At 34.8% G+C, this 19,903-nt stretch carries 14 protein-coding genes; 8 read left to right on the top strand and 6 right to left on the bottom strand.

Annotation, left to right across the window (positions count from 1 at the left end; translation table 11 throughout):
• Window positions 1-158: 158 nt before the first annotated feature.
• The gene (locus tag OD917_RS20895; RefSeq protein ID WP_263525326.1) at window positions 159-1,367 is read right to left on the bottom strand and encodes an anhydro-N-acetylmuramic acid kinase; all 1,209 of its coding nucleotides are present in this window, start codon (window positions 1,365-1,367) and stop codon (window positions 159-161) included.
• A gap of 206 nt (window positions 1,368-1,573) precedes the next feature.
• Here OD917_RS20895 and OD917_RS20890 point away from each other — a divergent pair, with 206 nt between their 5' ends.
• From OD917_RS20890 to OD917_RS20880, 3 genes are read left to right on the top strand one after another with little or no spacing between them, the layout of a single operon-like run.
• Window positions 1,574-2,131 carry a LemA family protein gene (locus OD917_RS20890; protein ID WP_263525325.1) on the top strand — a complete coding sequence of 186 codons (558 nt, stop codon included), beginning with the start codon at window positions 1,574-1,576 and terminating at the stop codon, window positions 2,129-2,131.
• On the top strand, window positions 2,131-3,087 hold the full coding sequence (locus OD917_RS20885; RefSeq protein ID WP_263525324.1) for a DUF3137 domain-containing protein: 957 nt from the start codon (window positions 2,131-2,133) through the stop codon (window positions 3,085-3,087). The genes OD917_RS20890 and OD917_RS20885 overlap by 1 nt, the downstream gene beginning before the upstream one ends.
• 28 nt (window positions 3,088-3,115) lie before the next feature.
• On the top strand, window positions 3,116-3,427 hold the full coding sequence (locus tag OD917_RS20880) for a hypothetical protein (protein ID WP_263525323.1): 312 nt from the start codon (window positions 3,116-3,118) through the stop codon (window positions 3,425-3,427).
• Between the two features lie 42 nt (window positions 3,428-3,469).
• Here the strand turns inward: OD917_RS20880 and OD917_RS20875 are convergent, their stop codons facing one another.
• Complete coding sequence (locus OD917_RS20875) at window positions 3,470-3,703, bottom strand: hypothetical protein (protein WP_198856771.1); 234 nt, start codon at window positions 3,701-3,703, stop codon at window positions 3,470-3,472.
• A gap of 399 nt (window positions 3,704-4,102) precedes the next feature.
• Here OD917_RS20875 and OD917_RS20870 point away from each other — a divergent pair, with 399 nt between their 5' ends.
• Entirely contained in the window at window positions 4,103-4,537 is a 435-nt protein-coding gene (locus OD917_RS20870; protein WP_263525322.1) for a DUF6896 domain-containing protein, read from the top strand.
• A 288-nt stretch (window positions 4,538-4,825) separates the two neighbouring features.
• On the opposite strand, the gene OD917_RS20865 is transcribed toward OD917_RS20870, so the two are convergent.
• Window positions 4,826-5,638: a mechanosensitive ion channel family protein gene (locus OD917_RS20865; protein WP_263525321.1), complete on the bottom strand. Its 813-nt coding sequence runs from the start codon at window positions 5,636-5,638 to the stop codon at window positions 4,826-4,828.
• 199 nt (window positions 5,639-5,837) lie between these two features.
• Here OD917_RS20865 and OD917_RS20860 point away from each other — a divergent pair, with 199 nt between their 5' ends.
• Window positions 5,838-8,744, top strand: a complete 2,907-nt coding sequence (locus OD917_RS20860; RefSeq protein WP_263525320.1) for an FAD-binding and (Fe-S)-binding domain-containing protein — start codon at window positions 5,838-5,840, stop codon at window positions 8,742-8,744.
• A 209-nt stretch (window positions 8,745-8,953) separates the two neighbouring features.
• Here OD917_RS20860 and OD917_RS20855 read toward each other — a convergent pair whose 3' ends face one another.
• Window positions 8,954-10,114, bottom strand: coding sequence for a Gfo/Idh/MocA family protein (locus OD917_RS20855; protein WP_263525319.1), 1,161 nt, complete (start codon window positions 10,112-10,114; stop codon window positions 8,954-8,956).
• Between the two features lie 396 nt (window positions 10,115-10,510).
• Between OD917_RS20855 and OD917_RS20850 the strand changes: the two genes are divergently transcribed.
• Both OD917_RS20850 and OD917_RS20845 read left to right on the top strand, forming a co-directional pair.
• Complete coding sequence (locus tag OD917_RS20850; RefSeq protein ID WP_263525318.1) at window positions 10,511-12,445, top strand: amino acid permease; 1,935 nt, start codon at window positions 10,511-10,513, stop codon at window positions 12,443-12,445.
• Between the two features lie 148 nt (window positions 12,446-12,593).
• A complete protein-coding gene (locus tag OD917_RS20845) occupies window positions 12,594-13,688 on the top strand; it encodes a DUF695 domain-containing protein (protein ID WP_263525317.1) in 1,095 nt (364 codons plus the stop codon).
• A gap of 66 nt (window positions 13,689-13,754) precedes the next feature.
• Here OD917_RS20845 and OD917_RS20840 read toward each other — a convergent pair whose 3' ends face one another.
• Together OD917_RS20840 and OD917_RS20835 are read right to left on the bottom strand one after the other, a co-directional pair.
• Complete coding sequence (locus OD917_RS20840; RefSeq protein WP_263525316.1) at window positions 13,755-17,684, bottom strand: starch-binding protein; 3,930 nt, start codon at window positions 17,682-17,684, stop codon at window positions 13,755-13,757.
• A gap of 296 nt (window positions 17,685-17,980) precedes the next feature.
• Window positions 17,981-19,204, bottom strand: coding sequence for an aminotransferase class I/II-fold pyridoxal phosphate-dependent enzyme (locus tag OD917_RS20835; protein ID WP_263525315.1), 1,224 nt, complete (start codon window positions 19,202-19,204; stop codon window positions 17,981-17,983).
• Window positions 19,205-19,432: 228 nt separating this feature from the next.
• On the opposite strand from OD917_RS20835, the gene OD917_RS20830 reads away from it, so the two are divergent.
• A complete protein-coding gene (locus OD917_RS20830) occupies window positions 19,433-19,891 on the top strand; it encodes an Lrp/AsnC family transcriptional regulator (RefSeq protein WP_263525314.1) in 459 nt (152 codons plus the stop codon).
• Window positions 19,892-19,903: the final 12 nt, after the last annotated feature.

Here is a 19,903-nt window from a genome sequence, read left to right as displayed (position 1 = left end):
TTGTTTTTTAACAGGAATCAAAAATAGTTTTTTTCCGCCACGAATTCACGAATTATTTTTTTTATGATTGAAGATAATCCAATCAGCATATTCTGTGTAATTAATCGCGCTTATTTCGCATAGATTAGCGCTAAATTCGTGAATTTGTGGCTATAATTTTAATCAGGAAAAGAAATTTTTCCCATTGTTACAGATGGGATTCCTTTGCTGTTTCCAAAATTATAATCGCCTCCAGAAACGGTTTCGTTTGCCAAAAGCGCAAATAAAACAGCTTCTTTAGCATCGCTTAAAATGCCCAAATCGTCGCTGGTGTGAAACTGGCAAGGCAATAAATCCTTTAGCCATTTTACCAATAACGGATTATTCGTTCCGCCTCCAGACATATAAATATGAAAATCTTCTGCTGAAATAGGGGTGTTTTTTATGGTGAAATAAATCGCTTCTGCAATAGTTTCAGCACTTAAACGTGTTAAAGTTGCCAGCAAATCTGATGCCGAAATGGTTTCTAATTTTAATTTTACCAAAGCCGACTGTACAAAATCGAAATTAAAGAGCTCTTGTCCAATCGATTTTGGAAAATTTTTTTGGAAGAAATCATTTTTTTTAAGTTCGCTTAAAAGTTCTTGATTTACAGTTCCTTGTCGCGCAATTTCTGCATCTTTGTCGTAACTTTTTTCAGGGAAATAATGTTTGGTAAAAATGTCGATTAACGTATTTGCAGTTCCGGTATCGGTTACAAAAACTTCCTCGGCGTTAAGAGAGGCTGGGAGATAAGTATAATTACCAATTCCGCCCATGTTGAGCATAATTCGGTTTTCGCCTTTTTTTCCGAATAATAAATAATCACCATAAACCGCCAAAGGTGCGCCTTCGCCACCTGCCGCAACATGTTTTTGTCTGAAATCTGAAAGTGTGATAATTCCTGTTTTCACCGCAATATGATCGCCGTCTCCAATTTGTAAAGTCGCATTTGGAAATTTTTCCTGCTGATGCAAAAACTTTGGAGCGTGTAAAACCGTTTGTCCATGTGAAGCAATTAAATCCACTTCGCTTGACGAAATATTCCATTTAGAAAGGCAATCATTAATCATGTCGCTGTGTAATATTCCGATCCATTCGTTTAATAAAGCCAAATGCTGAAAATCGATTGTCTTTTTTGCAAATACTTTTTTGATTTCGTTTTTAATGTCCTCAGAATAAGAAATGGTTTCAAATTCTAAGATTTTCACATTTGTATTTTCGCCAGAACCAGAAACAGCACATAAAGCAATATCAAGTCCGTCGAGCGAAGTTCCAGACATTAAACCAAGTATTTTTCGGGTTTCTTTTTGAGCTATATTATAGAGTGCGGTTATATTTTTATTCATTTAAAATTAGGTTTTATAGAAGTCAGTTTATTTATAACGCTAAAATGGGATTATTTCGGATATAAAGCTATAGATTTTATACAATTTTTATTTTTGATTGTCATTTTAATAAATGAAAATTTGTGATATAAATCTTAAAAAATAAAAGCCAAACTTACTGCCTTTTCTATATATTTGTCCATAACCAATTCAAAAAAAAATACACCATGATTGTTATTCTAGGACTTATTGTATTCCTTCTTATTGTTGGAATTGCCATCTACAATTCACTTATCGGAAAAAAAAATCAAGTTACCAATGCGTTTTCGGCGATTGATGTAATGCTGAAAAAACGTTTCGATTTGATTCCGAATCTTGTTGAAGTTGTAAAGCAATACACAAATTATGAACAAAGTACTTTAACTAAAATTGTCGAGCTTCGCGCTAAAGCAACGTCAGGAACTTTAACCGACGGAGAAAAAGCAAGTTTGGATACTGAATTAAGTTCGGCTGTAAAGGGGTTAATGGTAACGATTGAAAATTATCCAGATCTAAAAGCAAATACAAATTTCTTAAATCTTCAAACAACTTGGACAGAAAGCGAAGAGCAAATTGCAGCAGCGAGAAGAACTTACAATGCAGTAGTGACTGATTATAACAATGCGATTATGATGTTTCCAGGTAATATGTTTGCAGGAATGTTGAGTTATACTAAAATTGATGTTTTAGAAACACCAGAAGAGGAACGTAAAAATATTAGTGCAAAAGAACTATTTAATAATTAATGGATTCAGAAATAAATTCGAAAGCAAACTTGCAGGACATTCTGAATACCTTAGAAGTTGATCGAAAAAAAATAGCCGAAACCTATCAAATCAGCTATATCTTATTTGGTATTGCCGCATTAATTATAGCTGTAAGTATATTTATAGGATTAGGAGTTTTTGCAGTAATTTTAGGCCTAGTCCCTTTAATTGTTGGAATCGTAATGTATTTTAGAATAGATGAGGATGTTAAAAAATACAAATTTGCTTACAAAAAAAGTATTGTTGGAGAGGCGTTAAAAGACATCAACGACACGCTGACTATAACGCCACAAAGCGGACTTCCAGAATATGAGTTTATAAGTTCGGAACTTTTTACAACTAAACCAGATCGATATAAAACACAGGATTTAATAAGCGGAATAGCCGATAAAACTTCTTTTTGGTTTGCCGAAGTTCATGCCGAATACAAAACGGAAACTCATACTAAAAACGGAACAAGAACAGAATGGCATACCATTTTTAACGGAATTATTTTTGTTGCCGATTTTAATAAAAATTTTGAAGTTTCGACGGTTGTGCGTCCAAAAAGTTTTGGTGATAGCATTGGAGCGTGGTTTTCTAAAAACGTTTTTAGTTTTGGAAATACTGAAGTAGTACAACTCGAAAACATTGATTTTGATAACAAGTTTGTAACCTATTCTAGAAACCAAATTGAGGCGCGCTATATTTTAACGCCTGCAATGATGGAGAGAATTCTGGATTTAAATAGAAAATCCGACGATACGATTTCGATCTCATTTATTCATTCCAAAATGTATATCGCTTTTCCTTTGTCTCACAATTACTTCGAAGCGCCAATTCATTCCTCTCTTTTAGTTCCAGATTTGCTTACTTATGATATTTCGATCGTTCAGTTTATGCAAGATATTGTTCATGAATTGGATTTGAATACTAGGATTTGGGGGAAGGATTAATTCAAAGAGTAATTAAAGCATAGTATTTATGAAAACAACATTAGCTTATATTTTTCAATTTTTGTATTGGGTTTGGTTTGTGTATTTTTTCTTTTACACCATAAGTGAGATTTTTAAACTTGCGCAATCTCCAATAGGTGAAGGAATTGTTTTTATGGGTGTCTCAACTTTTGTTTTATTTTTTGTTGGACTTTTTCTGTATTTATTTACACTTACTTTTGAGATTCCAAACAAGATGAATAAATTTTTAAGAGCGGGATCTCTTGTTTTTTGTGCTCTCTTGATCGTGATGTTTTTTATTTTTATGAGGAATAATGGTGATTTGAAAGTTCATTACTAAATAATAAAAAAACCTAGATCTTAAAATCGAGGTTTTTGCTTTTTACTCCACTTCCAAATAAGGATTTAAAGTTTCTGCTAATTCATTGAGCCAGTAAAAACTGTCTCTTAATTTGATGATTTCGCTTTGAAATGTTTCATGTTCGCTCAAAACACATAAAGCGAGTGTAAAATTTACTTGCCTTAATGTTTTAGCCATTTCAACAGGATCGATTCTGTCGTTGAAAAAGTTTAAAAGCTTGATTTCGGTTTCCTTTGAAAGAGTGTTGTTAATCATATTCCTAAATTTTAGAATAATAACCCTTGAAGTTTAATGAATTTTACATTTCACTTCATCTGGGTCAAGTTTATATTAGTTTATTCTTTGTGTTTAGGACTGTAAAGATATCAAAAAATATTTTAAGTAAGAAAAAGATTATATCTTTAAAATGCTTTATTGCACTAAATCATCTCTGCGCAGTAAATATAAAACGATATTTTGAGAAAAGGTAAACTCAGTGAGATTTCCACGCAGTTTGTCATTTCGACCGAAGGGAGAAATCGCACTCGTAACCACAAAGATTGTCGATTATGATTGCGGAATTTCTAGTGTGATTTCTCCCTTCGGTCGAAATGACAAGATTGGAGAAATTCTTTTGAGAATAGAATTATTAGATTTAGATTTGAGGTTCAAATTATGATCGAAAAAATCTTAACAGACTACATTAAATTTATCAGAAGTTTCGAAGCTTTATTAAAAGATAAATACAAACAAGACATAAATCCATGTTCGTTTTCTCGAACCTTTTTTGAAAGAATAGGATCGATTGACGGAATTGAATATTATTTTCATGGAAGTGGATGCACTGCAAAAAAAGATGGTGTTATTTATACTTATGATATTTCAATAAACGAAATTACTTTCACGCAATGGGATCTCACAGAACTTATTAGAACTCATCCCGAATATCAAAAATTAAATTATAGTGAAGATTATATCGAATTTGAACTTTATCAATTTATAAATAAAGGAATTTTAGAATGGTTAACTCTCGAAAGAATTGAAGGAAAAGCTTTTGGATGTGTCTTTAAATGTTATAGAGTTGTAGAAGAGTCTTTTTTTATTCAATAAATCTTCTAATGAAACCGAGTGTCCTAGCCCTGATGGAAGCGGCATCCTTTTGTGGTGGGGTTCACCACAAAAGATATAGCGGACAGCAGGAAATAGCTTCTTACCTAAATTCCAATTTTTAAATTCCAAAAGAAGAGGTTTTCGTTTTCATAAGCCTTCGACTCCGCTCAGGGTGACAATCGTTTTTTATGTTTTTATGAGCCTTTTCGATGGATATAAGATCGCTCAAGATGACAATTGATTTAGAGAGAAAACCTTTGTCACTTTGCAACTTTGAGCCTTTGTACCTTATTTAAGCACAAACTCATTTTCTTTCAACTTCTTCAAAACAGCAGCAATAATTTTAGAACGGCATTCTGAATTTTCGGTTGTTGATGCAGTTTTCACCCAATAACGAACATTAAGCTGAATAATACCACCAGCAATAACATCGGTAATTACGGCGGCGTTTTCGTGGTCTTTTTCAGTTACCTCTTCGCTGTTGCCTAGAACTTCTTTTACGAGTTCGATTGCACGGGTATAATCAGAACCATATTCAAGTCCGACTGTGAAAGTCTGGAGTAGAAAACCTTCGCTATTGTAATTAATTAAAGTGTTTTTTATAAGAAGCGCGTTTGGAATATAAATGATTTTAGAATCGCTTTTTACTTCGGTATCGCGCAGGTTGAGGTTGATGACTTCACCTTTGACACCATTACTTTCGATAATATCGCCAATAGAAAACGGACGTTTGAAAGCGAGCAGAATTCCAGCAAGGAAATTTTCGCCAATATCTTTAAGCGCAAAACCAATCACAAAAGCTGAGATTCCCGCACCGGCAAGCATGCTTTGCGCAACGCCGTCAAGACCTATAATTTTGAACATGAAGAGAACTCCAATAATAATTAGAACCGATTTGATTAAACGGGCAATAAAAGTCGCCAAAAGTCGGTCGTGCATTCTGGCTTTGAGTCGGTTTCCTGCGAAAAGGCCAATTCGCGTTGCGATAAACCACGAAACGAGAATTACGACAACGGCCAGAATAAATTTTGGCGTAAGATCGACAATACTGTAATAATAGTTTTCTAAATGTTTAAAGACATCCTGAACGAAATTTTCCATGATAATAAGGCGTAAAATGTAAATTCTTAAAATTACGATTTCGATTATTGGAGAGTTTATAGAATTCGACTTTAATTTTATAAAAATGCGAGGCTGAGGTTTAGATAAATTGCCATTTTGTACATTTTAAACTGCTATATCTTTATATTTGTTGTCTCAATTTTTGAGGAATTATTTTAAAGAAAAAGCACCATTTAACATGTTGACCCAATCTCATTTAGAGCAATTAGCCAGCGAACTCGAAGGCACACTTTTATACGATGATCTTCATAAAACACTTTATTCGACAGATGCATCGGTGTATCGGATTCGTCCAAATGCGGTGGCTTTGCCTAAAACTGTGGCAGATATCAGCAAGTTAATTTGCTTTGCGGCAGAACATAATATTTCGATTACGCCAAGAACTGCAGGAACTTCACTTGCAGGACAAGCCGTTGGCGACGGACTTGTGGTGGATGTTTCGAAACATTTTACCAAAATATTAGGTTACGATGCCGAGAAAAAAACGGTTACGGTTCAGCCTGGCGTTATTCGCGATGAATTGAACTTATTTTTAAAACCTCACGGCGTTTTCTTTGCACCAATTACATCAACATCAAACCGCGCGATGATTGGCGGAATGGTAGGAAATAATTCATCTGGCACAACTTCAATTCGTTATGGTGTTACGCGCGATAAAATTGCTGAGGTAAAAGCGATTTTGAGTGACGGAAGTGAAGTGGCTTTTGGTGAATTGACTTCGGCAGAATTTATTGAGAAAACCAAAGGCGATTCTTTAGAAAATAAAATCTATAAAAGCGTTTACGACGAACTTTTGGTAAAAGAAAATCAGGAAGAAATTATAAAAGAGTTTCCAAAACCAGAAATTCACAGGCGAAATACAGGTTACGCGGTTGATATTTTGCTAAAATCTGAATTATTTGGCGGAACTGAACCAACTATAAATCTTGGAAAACTGCTTTGCGGAAGCGAAGGAACTTTGGCTTTTACAACCGAAGTAACTTTAAAAGTTGATGATTTGCCGCCACCTCACAGTATTATGGTTGTGGCGCATTATCATACAATTCAGGAATCTCTGGAATCTGTTGTCGTGGCAATGAAACATCATTTGTACACTTGCGAAATGATCGACGACACGATTTTGGATTGTACCAAAACCAATCGCGAACATATTAAAAACCGTTTCTTTTTGGTTGGAGAACCGAAAGCGATTATGTTGTTTGAAGTGGCATCACACACTTTAGAAGATGCCGAAAATCAAGCAAACGCATTAATTGCCGATTTAGAGAAACATAATTTTGGATATGCCAGCGTTAAATTGTTTGGTCCTGATATTGATAAAGCCAACGAATTGCGAAAAGCTGGGCTAGGTCTTTTAGGAAGTATTGTAGGTGACGACAAAGCTGCCGATTCTATTGAAGATACGGCGGTAGAATTGAGCGATTTGCCAGCGTATATTGCAGAGTTTTCGGCGATGATGTTACGTCACGGTCAAGAAGCGATTTATTACGCGCATGCGGGTGCGGGAGAATTGCATTTGCGTCCCGTTTTGAACTTGAAGAAAACATCTGATTTAAAGTTGTTCAGAACCATTGCGACCGAAGTAGCGCATTTGGTAAAAAAATACAGAGGTTCATTAAGTGGTGAACATGGCGACGGAATTGTGCGCGGAGAATTTATTCCGTTTATGATTGGCGATAAGAATTACGAATTGCTGAAAAGAATCAAATTGACATTTGACCCGAATTCGGTTTTGAATATTGGGAAGATTGTCAATGCCTTGAAAATGGATGAAAATCATCGTGTAATTTCTGGAAGGGTAGAACCAGACATTAAAACGTTCCAAGATTTCTCAGATAGTTTAGGAATTTTGCGTGCAGCCGAAAAATGCAACGGTTCTGGAGATTGCCGAAAATTACCGTCAGGCGGAGGAGCAATGTGTCCGAGTTATCGTGCGACGCGAAATGAAAAAGAAACGACTCGCGCCCGTGCCAATGCATTAAGGGAATATTTAACGTATTCTGAAAAAGAAAACAAATTTGACCAGAAAGAATTATACGAAGTTTTTGAGTTGTGTGTAAGCTGTAAAGCCTGCGCAAGCGAATGTCCGAGTAATGTTGACGTTGCGACTTTGAAAGCGGAATTTTTATATCAATATCAAAAAGCAAACGGATTTTCTACCCGAAATAAGATTTTTGCCAACAATGCCAAATTGAACAAAATGGGAAGTAAATTCCCGTCGATTACGAATTTTATTTCGAATCAGTCTTTGGTGAAAAAAACAATGGGAATTGCGCCTGAAAGACAAGTTCCGCTATTGGCGAAAAAGACTTTTAGAAAATGGTATGCTAATAATAAACCGTCACAAACCGATTTTCCAAATGGAAGATTGTATCTGTTTGTAGATGAATTTACGAATTATTATGATGTAAATATCGGAATCGATGCTTTCGAATTATTGACGAAATTAGGCTATCAAGTTCTGGTTGTTGATCATGAAGAAAGCGGAAGAACGTATCTTTCAAAAGGATTTTTGGAAGAAGCCAAGAAAATTGCCAATCATAATGTAAGTGTTTTTAAAGATTTGGTTTTAGGAAATGCTCCTTTAATCGGAATTGAACCTTCGGCGATTTTGACTTTTAGAGATGAATATCTTCGTTTAGCCGATGATAAAGAAGCAGCAGAAAAGTTATCCAGAAATGCTTTTACAATTGAAGAATTCTTTAAAAAAGAAATTATAGATGGTAAAATCACAGCCGATTCTTTTTCAGAAGAAAGTAAAGAAATTAAAATTCACGGACATTGTCATCAGAAATCTTTAAGTTCTGTTGAAGCGACTTTTGCAATGCTGAATTTGCCAAAAAATAATACGGTTACGATTTATAATTCGGGTTGTTGCGGAATGGCGGGTTCTTTTGGTTATGAAAAAGAACATTATCAAGTGAGTATGCAAATGGGTGAGGACACTTTATTTCCAAAAGTCCGCGCTACAGCAGGAAATGTAAAAATCGCTGCTGCTGGAACAAGCTGTCGTCATCAAATTTATGATGGAACGAAGCGTGAAGCGCAGCATCCTGTTAGTATCTTGAGGAATTGCCTTAAGTAACATGTGTCTCGTAAATGTGAAAAAGTTTTGCCACAGATTAAAAGGATTAAAATGATTTTTATAATCTTTATCTAAATAATTTTTCACGCAGATTTCGCAGATTTAGGCAGATTTATTTTAAACTAGCGATACTTAAAATCTGCGATTATCTGCTTAAATCTGTAAAATCTGCGTGAAATAAAAATCCTTTTAATCTGTGGCAAAAAAAACTATTTCAAACTAATTTTTTTGCCAGTTTCAGCTGCTTTATAAATAGCATTAATGATTCTAACATCTTTAATTCCTTCTTCACCAGTAATATGATTTGGAAGTTTTTGGTTTGCTAGAATGACTTTAGAAATCTCATCCATTTGGGTTTGCTGTTGGTTTATAACCGGGAAATTAAATGGTTTTCCATCAGATCTTTTACCTACAAATGGTCCATAGCTTACAGCTGGACTCATTTCGAAGAAACCTTCATCTGCAGCAGCATGAAATCTATCGATACCAAAGCCGTAAGAACTGCTGCAATTGGCAACAGCGCCGCTTGGAAATTCCATTTGCCATGTAATGTTTTCTTCTACTTGAGCAAATCTGTTTTTATTGTTTATAGTTCCAAATTGCGCCGTAACAGCAATTGGTTCTTCACCTAAAACATAGCGAGAAACCTGAATGCAATAAACTCCTAAATTGATTAGCGAACCGCCTCCTGCCCATTTTTTAGTAAGCCTCCATTCGTTACGGGCATTTAAATCAACAGGTTTATTAACGTCATGAATATCATAAGTGCTATAGCCTAGAGAAGCTTCAATATAGCGAACTTGTCCCAAAACTTTTTCTTGTCCCAAGCGTTTTACTTCAAGATGATTTGGTTCATAATGCAAACGATAGCCCATTGCCAATTGTACATTATTATCGTTGCAGGCTTTGATCATTTCTTCACAATCTTCAGCAGTAATCGCCATTGGTTTTTCGACAATAACATGTTTTCCTGCCTTTGCTGCACGAACAGTAAACTCTTTGTGGAGCGCATTTGGAGTTACAACGTAAACTAAATCAATGTCTTTGTTTTTTATAATTGAATCGAAGTTTTCGTAATTATAGATATTCTTTTCAGGAATATTATATTTCTTTTTCCATACTTGAGCTTTAGAAGGCGTTCCTGTAACGATTCCTGTAAGCTGACAATATTCGGAAACCTGAAGACCTTCGGCTAATAATGAAGCATAATTTCCTAATCCGCATAAAGCGATATTTAATTTTTTTCCAGTGTAGGGTTTATGAACTTTTTCTGTTTCGGTGATAAAAGAAGGAAGCGTAGTCATGACAACCGAAGCTCCAACACCAAGCCCAAATTTATTTACAAAAGAACGTCTCGTGATTTTTTCCATAAAAATGATTCTTTAAAAATTAAATACTACTTGTATTAGTAAGCTCATTTTGGGAAATGTTACATTTGTGTTTTAAAATAGATTTAACTGCAAAGAGCGCAAAGAATTACGCAATCGATAATCATCGGGACGCAAAGATTTTATTTCTCTTGCAGATTTGATTTTAAAATCTAGATAAATATTTTCATCACAACAAAAATCTGCATTATCTGTGAAATCTTCGTGAGAAAATTTATAAGACAAAGATTTGAAAAAATAATTCGTGAATTCGTGGCGAAAAAAAACACCAGAAAAACAAAATGGTTTTATATATTTGAAATCAGGATATTTTTTGCATTATTTGCAAAATAAAACCAGAACGACTGAATTAAATCAATTTATAATAGCAAAACATATATGGCATTTTCAAGTTTATTCCGAAAAAAAACAGTGCAGGATATTCTGAAACAGGTTGCAAAGAATGAGGCAGACGGGCATGAGGCATTAGGAAAGCACCTTACAACCAAAGATTTAACTGCTTTTGGAATTGCTGCGATTGTTGGTGCGGGTATTTTCAGCACGATCGGAAAAGCGAGTGCAGACGGAGGACCAGCCGTAATATTTTTGTTCCTTTTTACCGCTCTTGCATGTAGTTTTGCAGCTTTTGCTTATGCTGAATTTGCATCGATGGTTCCAGTTTCAGGAAGTGCTTATACGTATTCGTATGTGGCTTTCGGAGAAATAATTGCTTGGATTATCGGTTGGGCTTTAATCATGGAATATGCCGTTGGAAACATAACCGTCGCCATATCTTGGAGCGATTATTTTACAGGACTTCTCCAGAGTGGCGGAATTCATTTACCGCAGTGGATTCAAATGGATTACTTAACCGCTTCAAACGGATTTAAAGATGCTGAGGCTTTAATGCGAGGCGGAAAATCATTCGAAAATTTAAGTACAGCTTTACAGCAAGCGCATACAGCTTGGACAACAGCACCAACAATAGGATCATTTCATTTTGTAACTGATTTACCAGCTTTATTTATTATTATTTTGATTACGGCTTTGGTTTACAGAGGAATGAAAGAATCTCGTAACGCAAGTAACTTAATGGTTGTTGTAAAACTTTGTGTGGTTCTTTTAGTAATTGCAGTTGGAGTATTTTACGTGGATACAGCAAACTGGGATCCGTTTGCACCAAATGGAGTTAGTGGAGTTTTAAAAGGAGTATCAGCGGTTTTCTTTGCTTATATTGGTTTTGATGCTATTTCGACAACGGCAGAAGAATGTAAAAATCCACAGCGTGATTTACCACGCGGAATGATGTGGGCAATTATCATCTGTACTATTTTATATATTGCCATTGCTTTAGTTTTAACTGGAATGGTAAAATACCACGAATTAAATGTTGGAGATCCTCTTGCCTTTGTTTTTGATAAATTAGACTTAAAATGGATGTCAGGAATTATTGCTGTAAGTGCAGTAGTAGCAATGGCTAGCGTTTTATTGGTTTTCCAAATGGGTCAGCCTCGTATCTGGATGAGTATGAGTCGTGATGGTTTATTGCCAAAGAAATTTTCAACAGTTCACCCAAAATTCAAAACACCTTCTTTTGCAACTATTGTAACAGGATTTGTAGTTGCAGTTCCAGCATTATTTTTAAATTTAACAATGGTTACCGATTTATGCAGTATCGGAACTTTATTTGCCTTTGTATTGGTTTGTGCGGGAGTTTTAGTTTTACAAAACAAACCTGAAATTCCAAGAGGAAAATTCAAAACGCCTTATATCAATTCGAAGTTCATTCTGCCAGTTTTAATGATTGCTGGATTATATTATGCTTTTACTTTCAACAATAAAGCGACAATGGCTTTTATTAATAATGAGCCTCAAATTTACGATGCAACTTCAATTGTAACTTCTTTGGACAAATCAGAATCTGAAAAAGTTTTCAAATATTTAGAAAACATCGAAGTAAATAATAAAACTGCTGAAACTTCAGATTTGGAGCATTTATTAGGACAATATCAGGATGACGAAGCAAAATATGCCGAAGTTGTAAAAGGTTTGCCAATTGCTGATTCTGCTAAGTATGAATCAGGTTTCAGTTTATTCAAACACAAAATTCCAATGTGGATATTTTTATTTGTCTTGGTTGGATTAGCAGTTTGGGCTTTCAGAAAAAATCTTTCTTTAATTCCGCTTTTAGGATTAATCTGCTGTCTTTACATGATGGCCGAATTAAGCGTTTGGAATTGGATTTATTTTACAGTTTGGTTGCTGATTGGGCTATTTATTTACTTTACTTATAGCAGAAAAAACAGTAAATTGAATACTGAAAATATCAGTTAAAAGTAAAAAGAGATATGTAAAAAGCCGTTCTAAATACTTCAGAACGGCTTTTTTTATTTTTGATGTTTTCATAGAAATATTCTTATGTTTTAAAATGGCTTTTCCTTAAGTTTGTTTCAGTAAAATTTTAAAATATAATTTGTAATAAATGAGTTTTCTTGATAAAATATTGGGCAAAAATGATGCTCCAATACAATCTAATAATGACTTCTGGAATTGGTTTTTAAAGCAGGAAAAAGAGTTTTTTAAAATCGTTAAAAACAGAGAAAATATTCACCAAGGTTTTTTTGAAAAATTAGCTCCAAAACTAGACGAGATTCACTTCGGAATTTATTTCTTAACTGGAATGTTTGATGACAATACAGTTGAATTAATCTTAACGCCAGACGGTGCAATCAGAAATATTTACGCTATTGAAGAATTAGTAAATGCAGCGCCTCAAATTGATGGCTGGAAAATTACTGCGCTAAAACCTTCATCAGATGTTCAAAATATTGGTATCGATTATGAAAACTTTAAATTCGATAAAGATAATTTAAAGTTTTATCCAAATGTTCATGAAGATTATCCAGACGAAATAGATTTAATAATTGTCTATGATGATTTTATAGAAGAAAAAAGAGCGGCGGTAACAAATGGAGTTTATATTTTCTTAGATAATTATTTAGGCGAATTGCATTCGGTTACTTTAATTGATAATATGAAAGTAATTGGTCCAGATGCTATTTCAGAAGAATTAATTCCGATTGAAAAATTAAAAGATTATTTAATTTGGAGAGAAAAAGAATTTGTTGAAAAATATGAAGGTACAAGACATAATACAGAGAATGACGGCTATGCTAATTTTGAAGGAAAAGGGCAGGATGGTTCGGTAGTTTTGGCTTTAATAAATACAACGTTAATTGAGTGGGACAAAAAAGCGTCGCATCCGTGGATTTTTATTGTTGGAATTCCTTTTGAAGATTGTGGCAACGGTGGATTGCCAGATGAAAGAACGTATAAATTGCTAGACGAAATAGAAGAGGAAATGATACAAATTTTGCCAGATTCTGATGGATTTTTAAATATTGGAAGAGAAACGGCAAATAATAAAAGAGAAATCTTTTTCGCTTGCAAAGACTTTAGAAAACCAACCAAAGCAGCAGATGAATTGATTAAAAAATATGATGGTGTTTTTGAAATAAGCTACGAAATTTACAAAGACAAATACTGGCAGTCGTTTAGACATTTTGAACCGAGATAAATTACAAAAGCCGTTCTGGAGTTATTCAGAACGGCTTTTTTTAATTGAAATAATAATTTAATAGATTTATTTTTTTACAATCTTTTGCATTGTTTCTATGCCATTTTCTAAACGGATGGTAATAAAATATAATCCAGAGCTTAGACGACTTACATCAATACTGCTTGTATTAGATTTTCCTTCCTGAACAATACTTCCTTGCGCAGAAATAATTGTGTACTCGCTAATTGCAATAGTAGAATTTACGAGAAGTGTCTGATCTACTGGATTAGGGTATAAACGAACAGCATAGGTTTCCTCTGCTTGTTCTTTAGTTTCTACATTAATTGCCGTTTTTGCCGTACTTGCTCCCCATGTGTACGAGTAGCCATCAGTTTTACTTAATAAATCGGCAGTTTGATTTGCAGAACCGCTAGAACCATTATTGAAAATGATATTAATTGATGTTGGCCCAGTAATAGTGTATTTGTAAAAACCGTTAGTATCTGCTGTCATTGTTACGCCAGGCCAAGTTGCATTTGTTGCACTTCCTGAAGGAACAGCATTCCAATAATATACTTTTGGAGCAGTAGTCCAAGTTGTTGGAGGTTTAAAATATACTGTAAGTGTTGGAACAGCAGTAAAAGTGTAAGTTTCTGTTTTTACAGCTGATGAAACTCCAGATGTATTGACAACAAAAGCTTTTAAAGTTGTATTAGCGGTAAAAGCAAAAGATTTACTGCCAATTGCCGATGCAGAACTTGTAGTAGGAGTTGTACCGTCTAAAGTATAATATAGAGTAGAAGACGTTTCGTTTGCAGTTAAAACAACATTGACAGTAGTTCCAGTTGTAAATGTTCCTCCAGGTTTAGAATTGGTAAAATCTGGAGCTATAACAGGACATCTGTTTGCAGGTTCTGCACTCAGCCAGCCAGAATCATAATATTTAATTCCTGCTGTAGTGCTTAAATCTCCGGTTTTTAGGTTTCCATCGTTAAACAATAAATTCGAAGCACTTACTGTTGAGGGAAAAGTATATTTATACCAATCTCCGCAATCTTGCGTCATTGCAATTCCTGGATAAGTTATTGCAGGAGCAGTTCCCGTTGGTGACCAATAATAAATTTTAACTGAAGAACTCCAATTAGATGGTTTCTTAAAATAAACCGTGAAAGCAGCAGGAGTAATAAAAGTATAGGTTTCTGTTTTTATGGCAGAACTAACTCCCGCAACATTCTTGACAAAAGCTTTAAGTGTCGTTGTGCTAGTTATTGTAATTGCTTTTGAGCCCAACGCAGAAGCAGAAGCTGTAGTAGGATCTGTTCCATCAAGAGTATAATAAATTACAGAAGTGCTTACGTTTGCTGTTAAAGTCAGATTTAAAGTTGTTCCAGTAGTGAAATTTCCACCTGCTTGCGAGAATGTAAAATCGGGAGCAACAGAAGGACATCTGTTTGCAGGTTCAGCACTTAGCCAACCGTTATCATAAAATTTGATTCCACCAGTCGAACTTAAATCACCTGTTTTAAGTGAGCCATCATTAAACAATAAATTTGAAGCGCTCACTGTGGATGGGAAAGTATATTTATACCAATCTCCACAATCTTGAGTCATTGCAACTCCTGGATAAGTTACCGCAGGAGCAGTGCCCGTTGGTGACCAATAATAAATTTTTACAGCAGAATTCCAGTTCGATGGTTTTTTGAAATAAACTGTAAATTCTGGAAGCGTTCCAATTGTATAAGTTTTAGCTACAATATCAGATTGATTACCGTCTTTATCTACTGCAAAAGCTTTAATTGTTGTAGTTTGCGCAATGTTGATTGTTTTTGTTGACTCCACAACTGGTGAAGCTGTCGTTGGAGTAGAACCGTCAATCGTGTAATATAATTTTGGTTTAGGATCTGTGCTGTCTGTTGCTGTAATAGTTACATCTATAGCTGTAGTTGAATTTCCAGCCTCAGGTGTAAAAGCTATTTTTGGTGCAACATCTAAGTTTTTTCCAACCCAAACGTGCTGAATTTTAGATTTAGTAGTATTTCCTTTCTTGTCAGTCACCTCCACATAATAGTCTAATAGTTTTTCTGATATTCCTGCAATTTCAGCAGAATATTGATTTGCAATTACATCTGGAAGCATGTATAAATCAGCTTGCGGATTATTGGTAACATTTCCTTTCGGGAAAACTCTTTCTGCCATAGGCAACGTTATCCAGCTTCCAACTTCGCTTCCGCCAGCATAAGTTTCATTTTGATTGGAATTCAGATTGTTTTTTCCGTCAAAGTCAATTCTATATTTTAATTCCGCTCTTTCAATTCCGCTCACATCATAAGCAAAAGTATATACGGTAAAATCGGCAGAGTTTAAGAAATCTTTGTAGGCATAAGGCGCTCCATATCCTTTTTCACCAGGATTATAAGGCCAGCGCTGCGGGATAAAAACAGATGGTTTTGTTGCATCAACTCCAGGATGAGCATCTAAAGTAGGTTTTGCAAATTGCACGCATCTATTAACAGCAAGTGTTGTTTTTATTTCTAAATCTTCAGCTAATCCATAATAAGCATTTCCACTATCATATCCAGCCATTAAAAAATGCCAAGCTTTTTCAGCAGGACTTACCGCACTGGTTGGATTTACAATTTCGCTCATTCTAAGATTATTGCCTTCCAATTGCTCCGCCATAATTGCATGATTTTCTCCAGCAGTTGTTATCGCTTGATTCATCATATCTTCAGTCCAGCCATTTGGATTAAATTTTTTGGTAACTGGATCAAAGAAAGGCCAAAGCCAATTGGTAAATTGAGGATGTCCAAAATCTCCATCTGCGTTTACCCATGCGCCGTCTTCAACGTGTACAACCGCCGATTCTGGAACAGGATTATCGTATAAATATTGTGGAATTGTAGTTGCAACATTTCCATTAGCAGATGACGCATGAGAAAAGCCGGTCACCGATTCGTTGTAATAAGACGATCCGCCGCCCCAAGCATTATCGCCATCATGAGCAAATAATACCAATGGTGGTCTTGGCGAAGTCGAAGCTTTTGCCACAATTGGAGCAATTAATGAAGTGCCTATTGCCGCATATCCATCTTCATAACTTTCGTAATCAGCCATTGGAACTACAGTGATTTTATATTCCTGAGCAGTTTCAGGATCAACATATTTCGCCTTATAAGGAAGATAGGAGTAAGGCACTGCAAACTGTCCGCCACGGGCATCTTTTTGTGCAGAGAACCAAGTTCCTCCAAGAGTTTCTACCTGATCTGCTTTGTTTGGAAGATCACACATACTTCCGCCAGAGCCATATTTTATTGGATAATCTGCCAAAGTTCTTGATAGATGGCTATTAGCAATTACAGACCATTCTATGCCACATTCAGCCAAAGTTTTTATAATTCTTTCAGAAAAAGCACATTCTGCTGGCCAATATCCTTTAGAATCATGATTTCCAAATAATTGAGCGCTATAATATTGATGCGCTTTTATCTCTTTCTTCAAAGCCTCGTCGCTCAATAAAGGAGAAAGTGCATGATGCATTGTAAAAGAAACTACCTCCATACGAGAAAATCCGCCAGAAGTTTTCCAAGCTTTTGCATCTTTGATATTCTGTGTCCAAGAATTCGAATATCCCCATTGATTTGCTTGTGCCAATTCATTGACGTTTTCCATTAAAGAGCCACCATAGGTAATTTGTGCTCCAGCTTTGGATAAATCACGAATGGAATTAATGGCATTTTTTGGTGCAAATTGATAAGCGGCAACTCGATCGCCTGCTCCAAAAATTTCTTCAAGATTGTTTGTTGGGTGAGCTAGACCGTTTTTGTCATTATTGGCACCCGAGACTTTCAGGTCTTGAGACTCTTTTACGATTTGGTATCGATTTGGATTTTTCTTACTTATATCTCCCCAATAAGTCGGTTGATGCAGATGCCATAAATAAGAAGTATGCACTTGTGCTTGCAGAAAAGCAAAGGGAATGCACAACGCATAAAACAAGAGTAGGTTTTTTTTCATAATTTTAGTTTAGTCGGTTAAATGGTTAAATTTCTGACAAAATTATATTTTATTAACACTTAAAATACCTAATAATTTGAAATTCAATTACTACAACGTTTTAGTGTTTAAAACTTTATCAGAAATAATGAGTTAAAAAACATTAATCGTAAAATTTGTTATTTTTTAATGCGAAATTGATATTTTTATATTTTAAATTCTTGTAAATGAGTGTTTTTTAGTAAATAAAAAAATCCGCTTAGAGAAAAGATCTCCAGCGGATTTAAACAAACTAATAAAAAATCGTGCAAATTTATTTATAGAGAAATGTTTTGCTTTTGTAATACTCCAAGCTCTTTCATACAAGCTTTCATCATTTCGTAAGTACGTTGGATATCATTGTCCAATCCAATAGAAAAACGAATCAAACCATCAGTTAATCCCATCTCTTTTTGTTCTTCTAACGGAATCTCGCTTGAAGTTGAAGTTCCTGGCGCGCTGAATAAAGTTTTGTAAAAACCTAAACTTACTGCGAGATAACCTAGATTTCGTTCTTGCATTAATTCCATTAATTCATTGGCTTTTTCCAAAGAACCAACATCAATTGTCAGCATTCCGCCAAAACCATATTCGGGATTAATCATTGTTTTGTACAATTCATGACTCGGGTGACTTTTCAATCCAGGATAAACCGTTTTTAAGCCATCTTTTTCAAATTGATCAGCCAGAAAATGTGCATTATGACTGTGCTGTTTAATTCTAATATGAAGTGTTCTCAAGTTTTTCATCACACTTGCAGAACGTAAACTATCCATTGTTGGACCTAAAAGCATACTTGCACCAGAATTTACATTCTTTAACGAATTTATAAATTCCTTCGATGCACAAGTCACACCGCCAACTGTATCGCTGCTTCCGTTAATGTATTTCGTCAAACTATGAATTACAATATCTGCACCCAATTTTGCAGGAGAAACAGATAATGGCGAAAATGTATTGTCTACAACTAGCTTCAAATTGTGTTTTTTAGCAATTTTTGCCAAACCGCGAATATCAGCCACTTCCAATAACGGATTACTAACTGTTTCGCAGTACAAAACTTTCGTTTTAGAAGTAATCGCGGCTTCTACAACATCTAATTTTGTAATGTCAACAAAGCTAGTTTCAATTCCGAAACGAGGCGTAAAATTCTTCAAAAAAGCATAAGTTCCGCCATAAATAGTTCGGCTTGAAACGATATGGTCGCCCGCACCGCAAAGCTGTAATAGAGTAGGCGTAATCGCTCCCATTCCCGAAGCCGAAACGTTTGCTGTTTCTGTTCCTTCCATTGCTGCCAAAGCCTTATCCAAATACAAATTACTTGGCGAAGAATGACGCGAATACAAATAACAGCCTTCCATATTGCCTTCAAAAGTATCAAACATGGTTTTCGCCGATAAAAAAGTATAAGTCGAAGAATCAGAAATCGACGGATTCACACCGCCAAATTCCCCAAAATATTGCAAATCCTGAATTTTATCTGCTGGATTAAAATCTTTCATTTATAGTTATTTTTTTGTTTCAAGTTTCAAGTTTTTCAAAAGAAATTCCTGTCAAAGAAAGAATGGATTAGATAATTAATCAATGATATTTTTATTTTTTAGATTTTAAAACTATAAATTTGTTTTTATGATGATTTTTAATCTAAATTTGATTTTAAAATTGCAATTCAGTAGATTTTCTTTCTTTTCAATAACCATCAACAATCAACCAAAAACAATCAACTAAAAATGACTTTGGACGAAATAGATAAAAAACTCCTAGTTTTACTTCAAACCGATAGCAAAAAGACGAATAAGGAATTGTCTTTAAAACTCAATCTTTCAGTAACAGCAGTTTATGAGCGAATCAAAAAATTAGAGCGCGAGGGCATAATAAAAAACTACGCGGCTTTAGTCGATAAATCTAAAATCGAAAAGGGATTTGTGGTTTTTTGTCATTTAAAACTCATTCAGCACACTAAAGAGTTCTTAACCAAATTTGAAAGTGAAGTTGTCAAACTCAACGAAGTTTTAGAATGCCATCACGTAAGCGGCGATTATGATTATATTTTAAAAGTTTTAGTAAAAGATATGGAAGCTTATAGAGAATTTTTAGTGACTAAGCTCACGTCTTTACAGCATATAGGTAGTACACAAAGTATGTTTATGATTAGTGAAGTGAAGAATTCAACGGTGATTTCGTTTTAGAAAGGTTCAAAG

The sequence above is a fragment of the Flavobacterium sp. SH_e genome, from assembly GCF_025717045.1.
Taxonomy (GTDB): Bacteria; Bacteroidota; Bacteroidia; order Flavobacteriales; family Flavobacteriaceae; genus Flavobacterium.
Note: the sequence above shows the minus strand (reverse complement) of the source record. Positions and strands in the feature narration are given on the sequence as shown.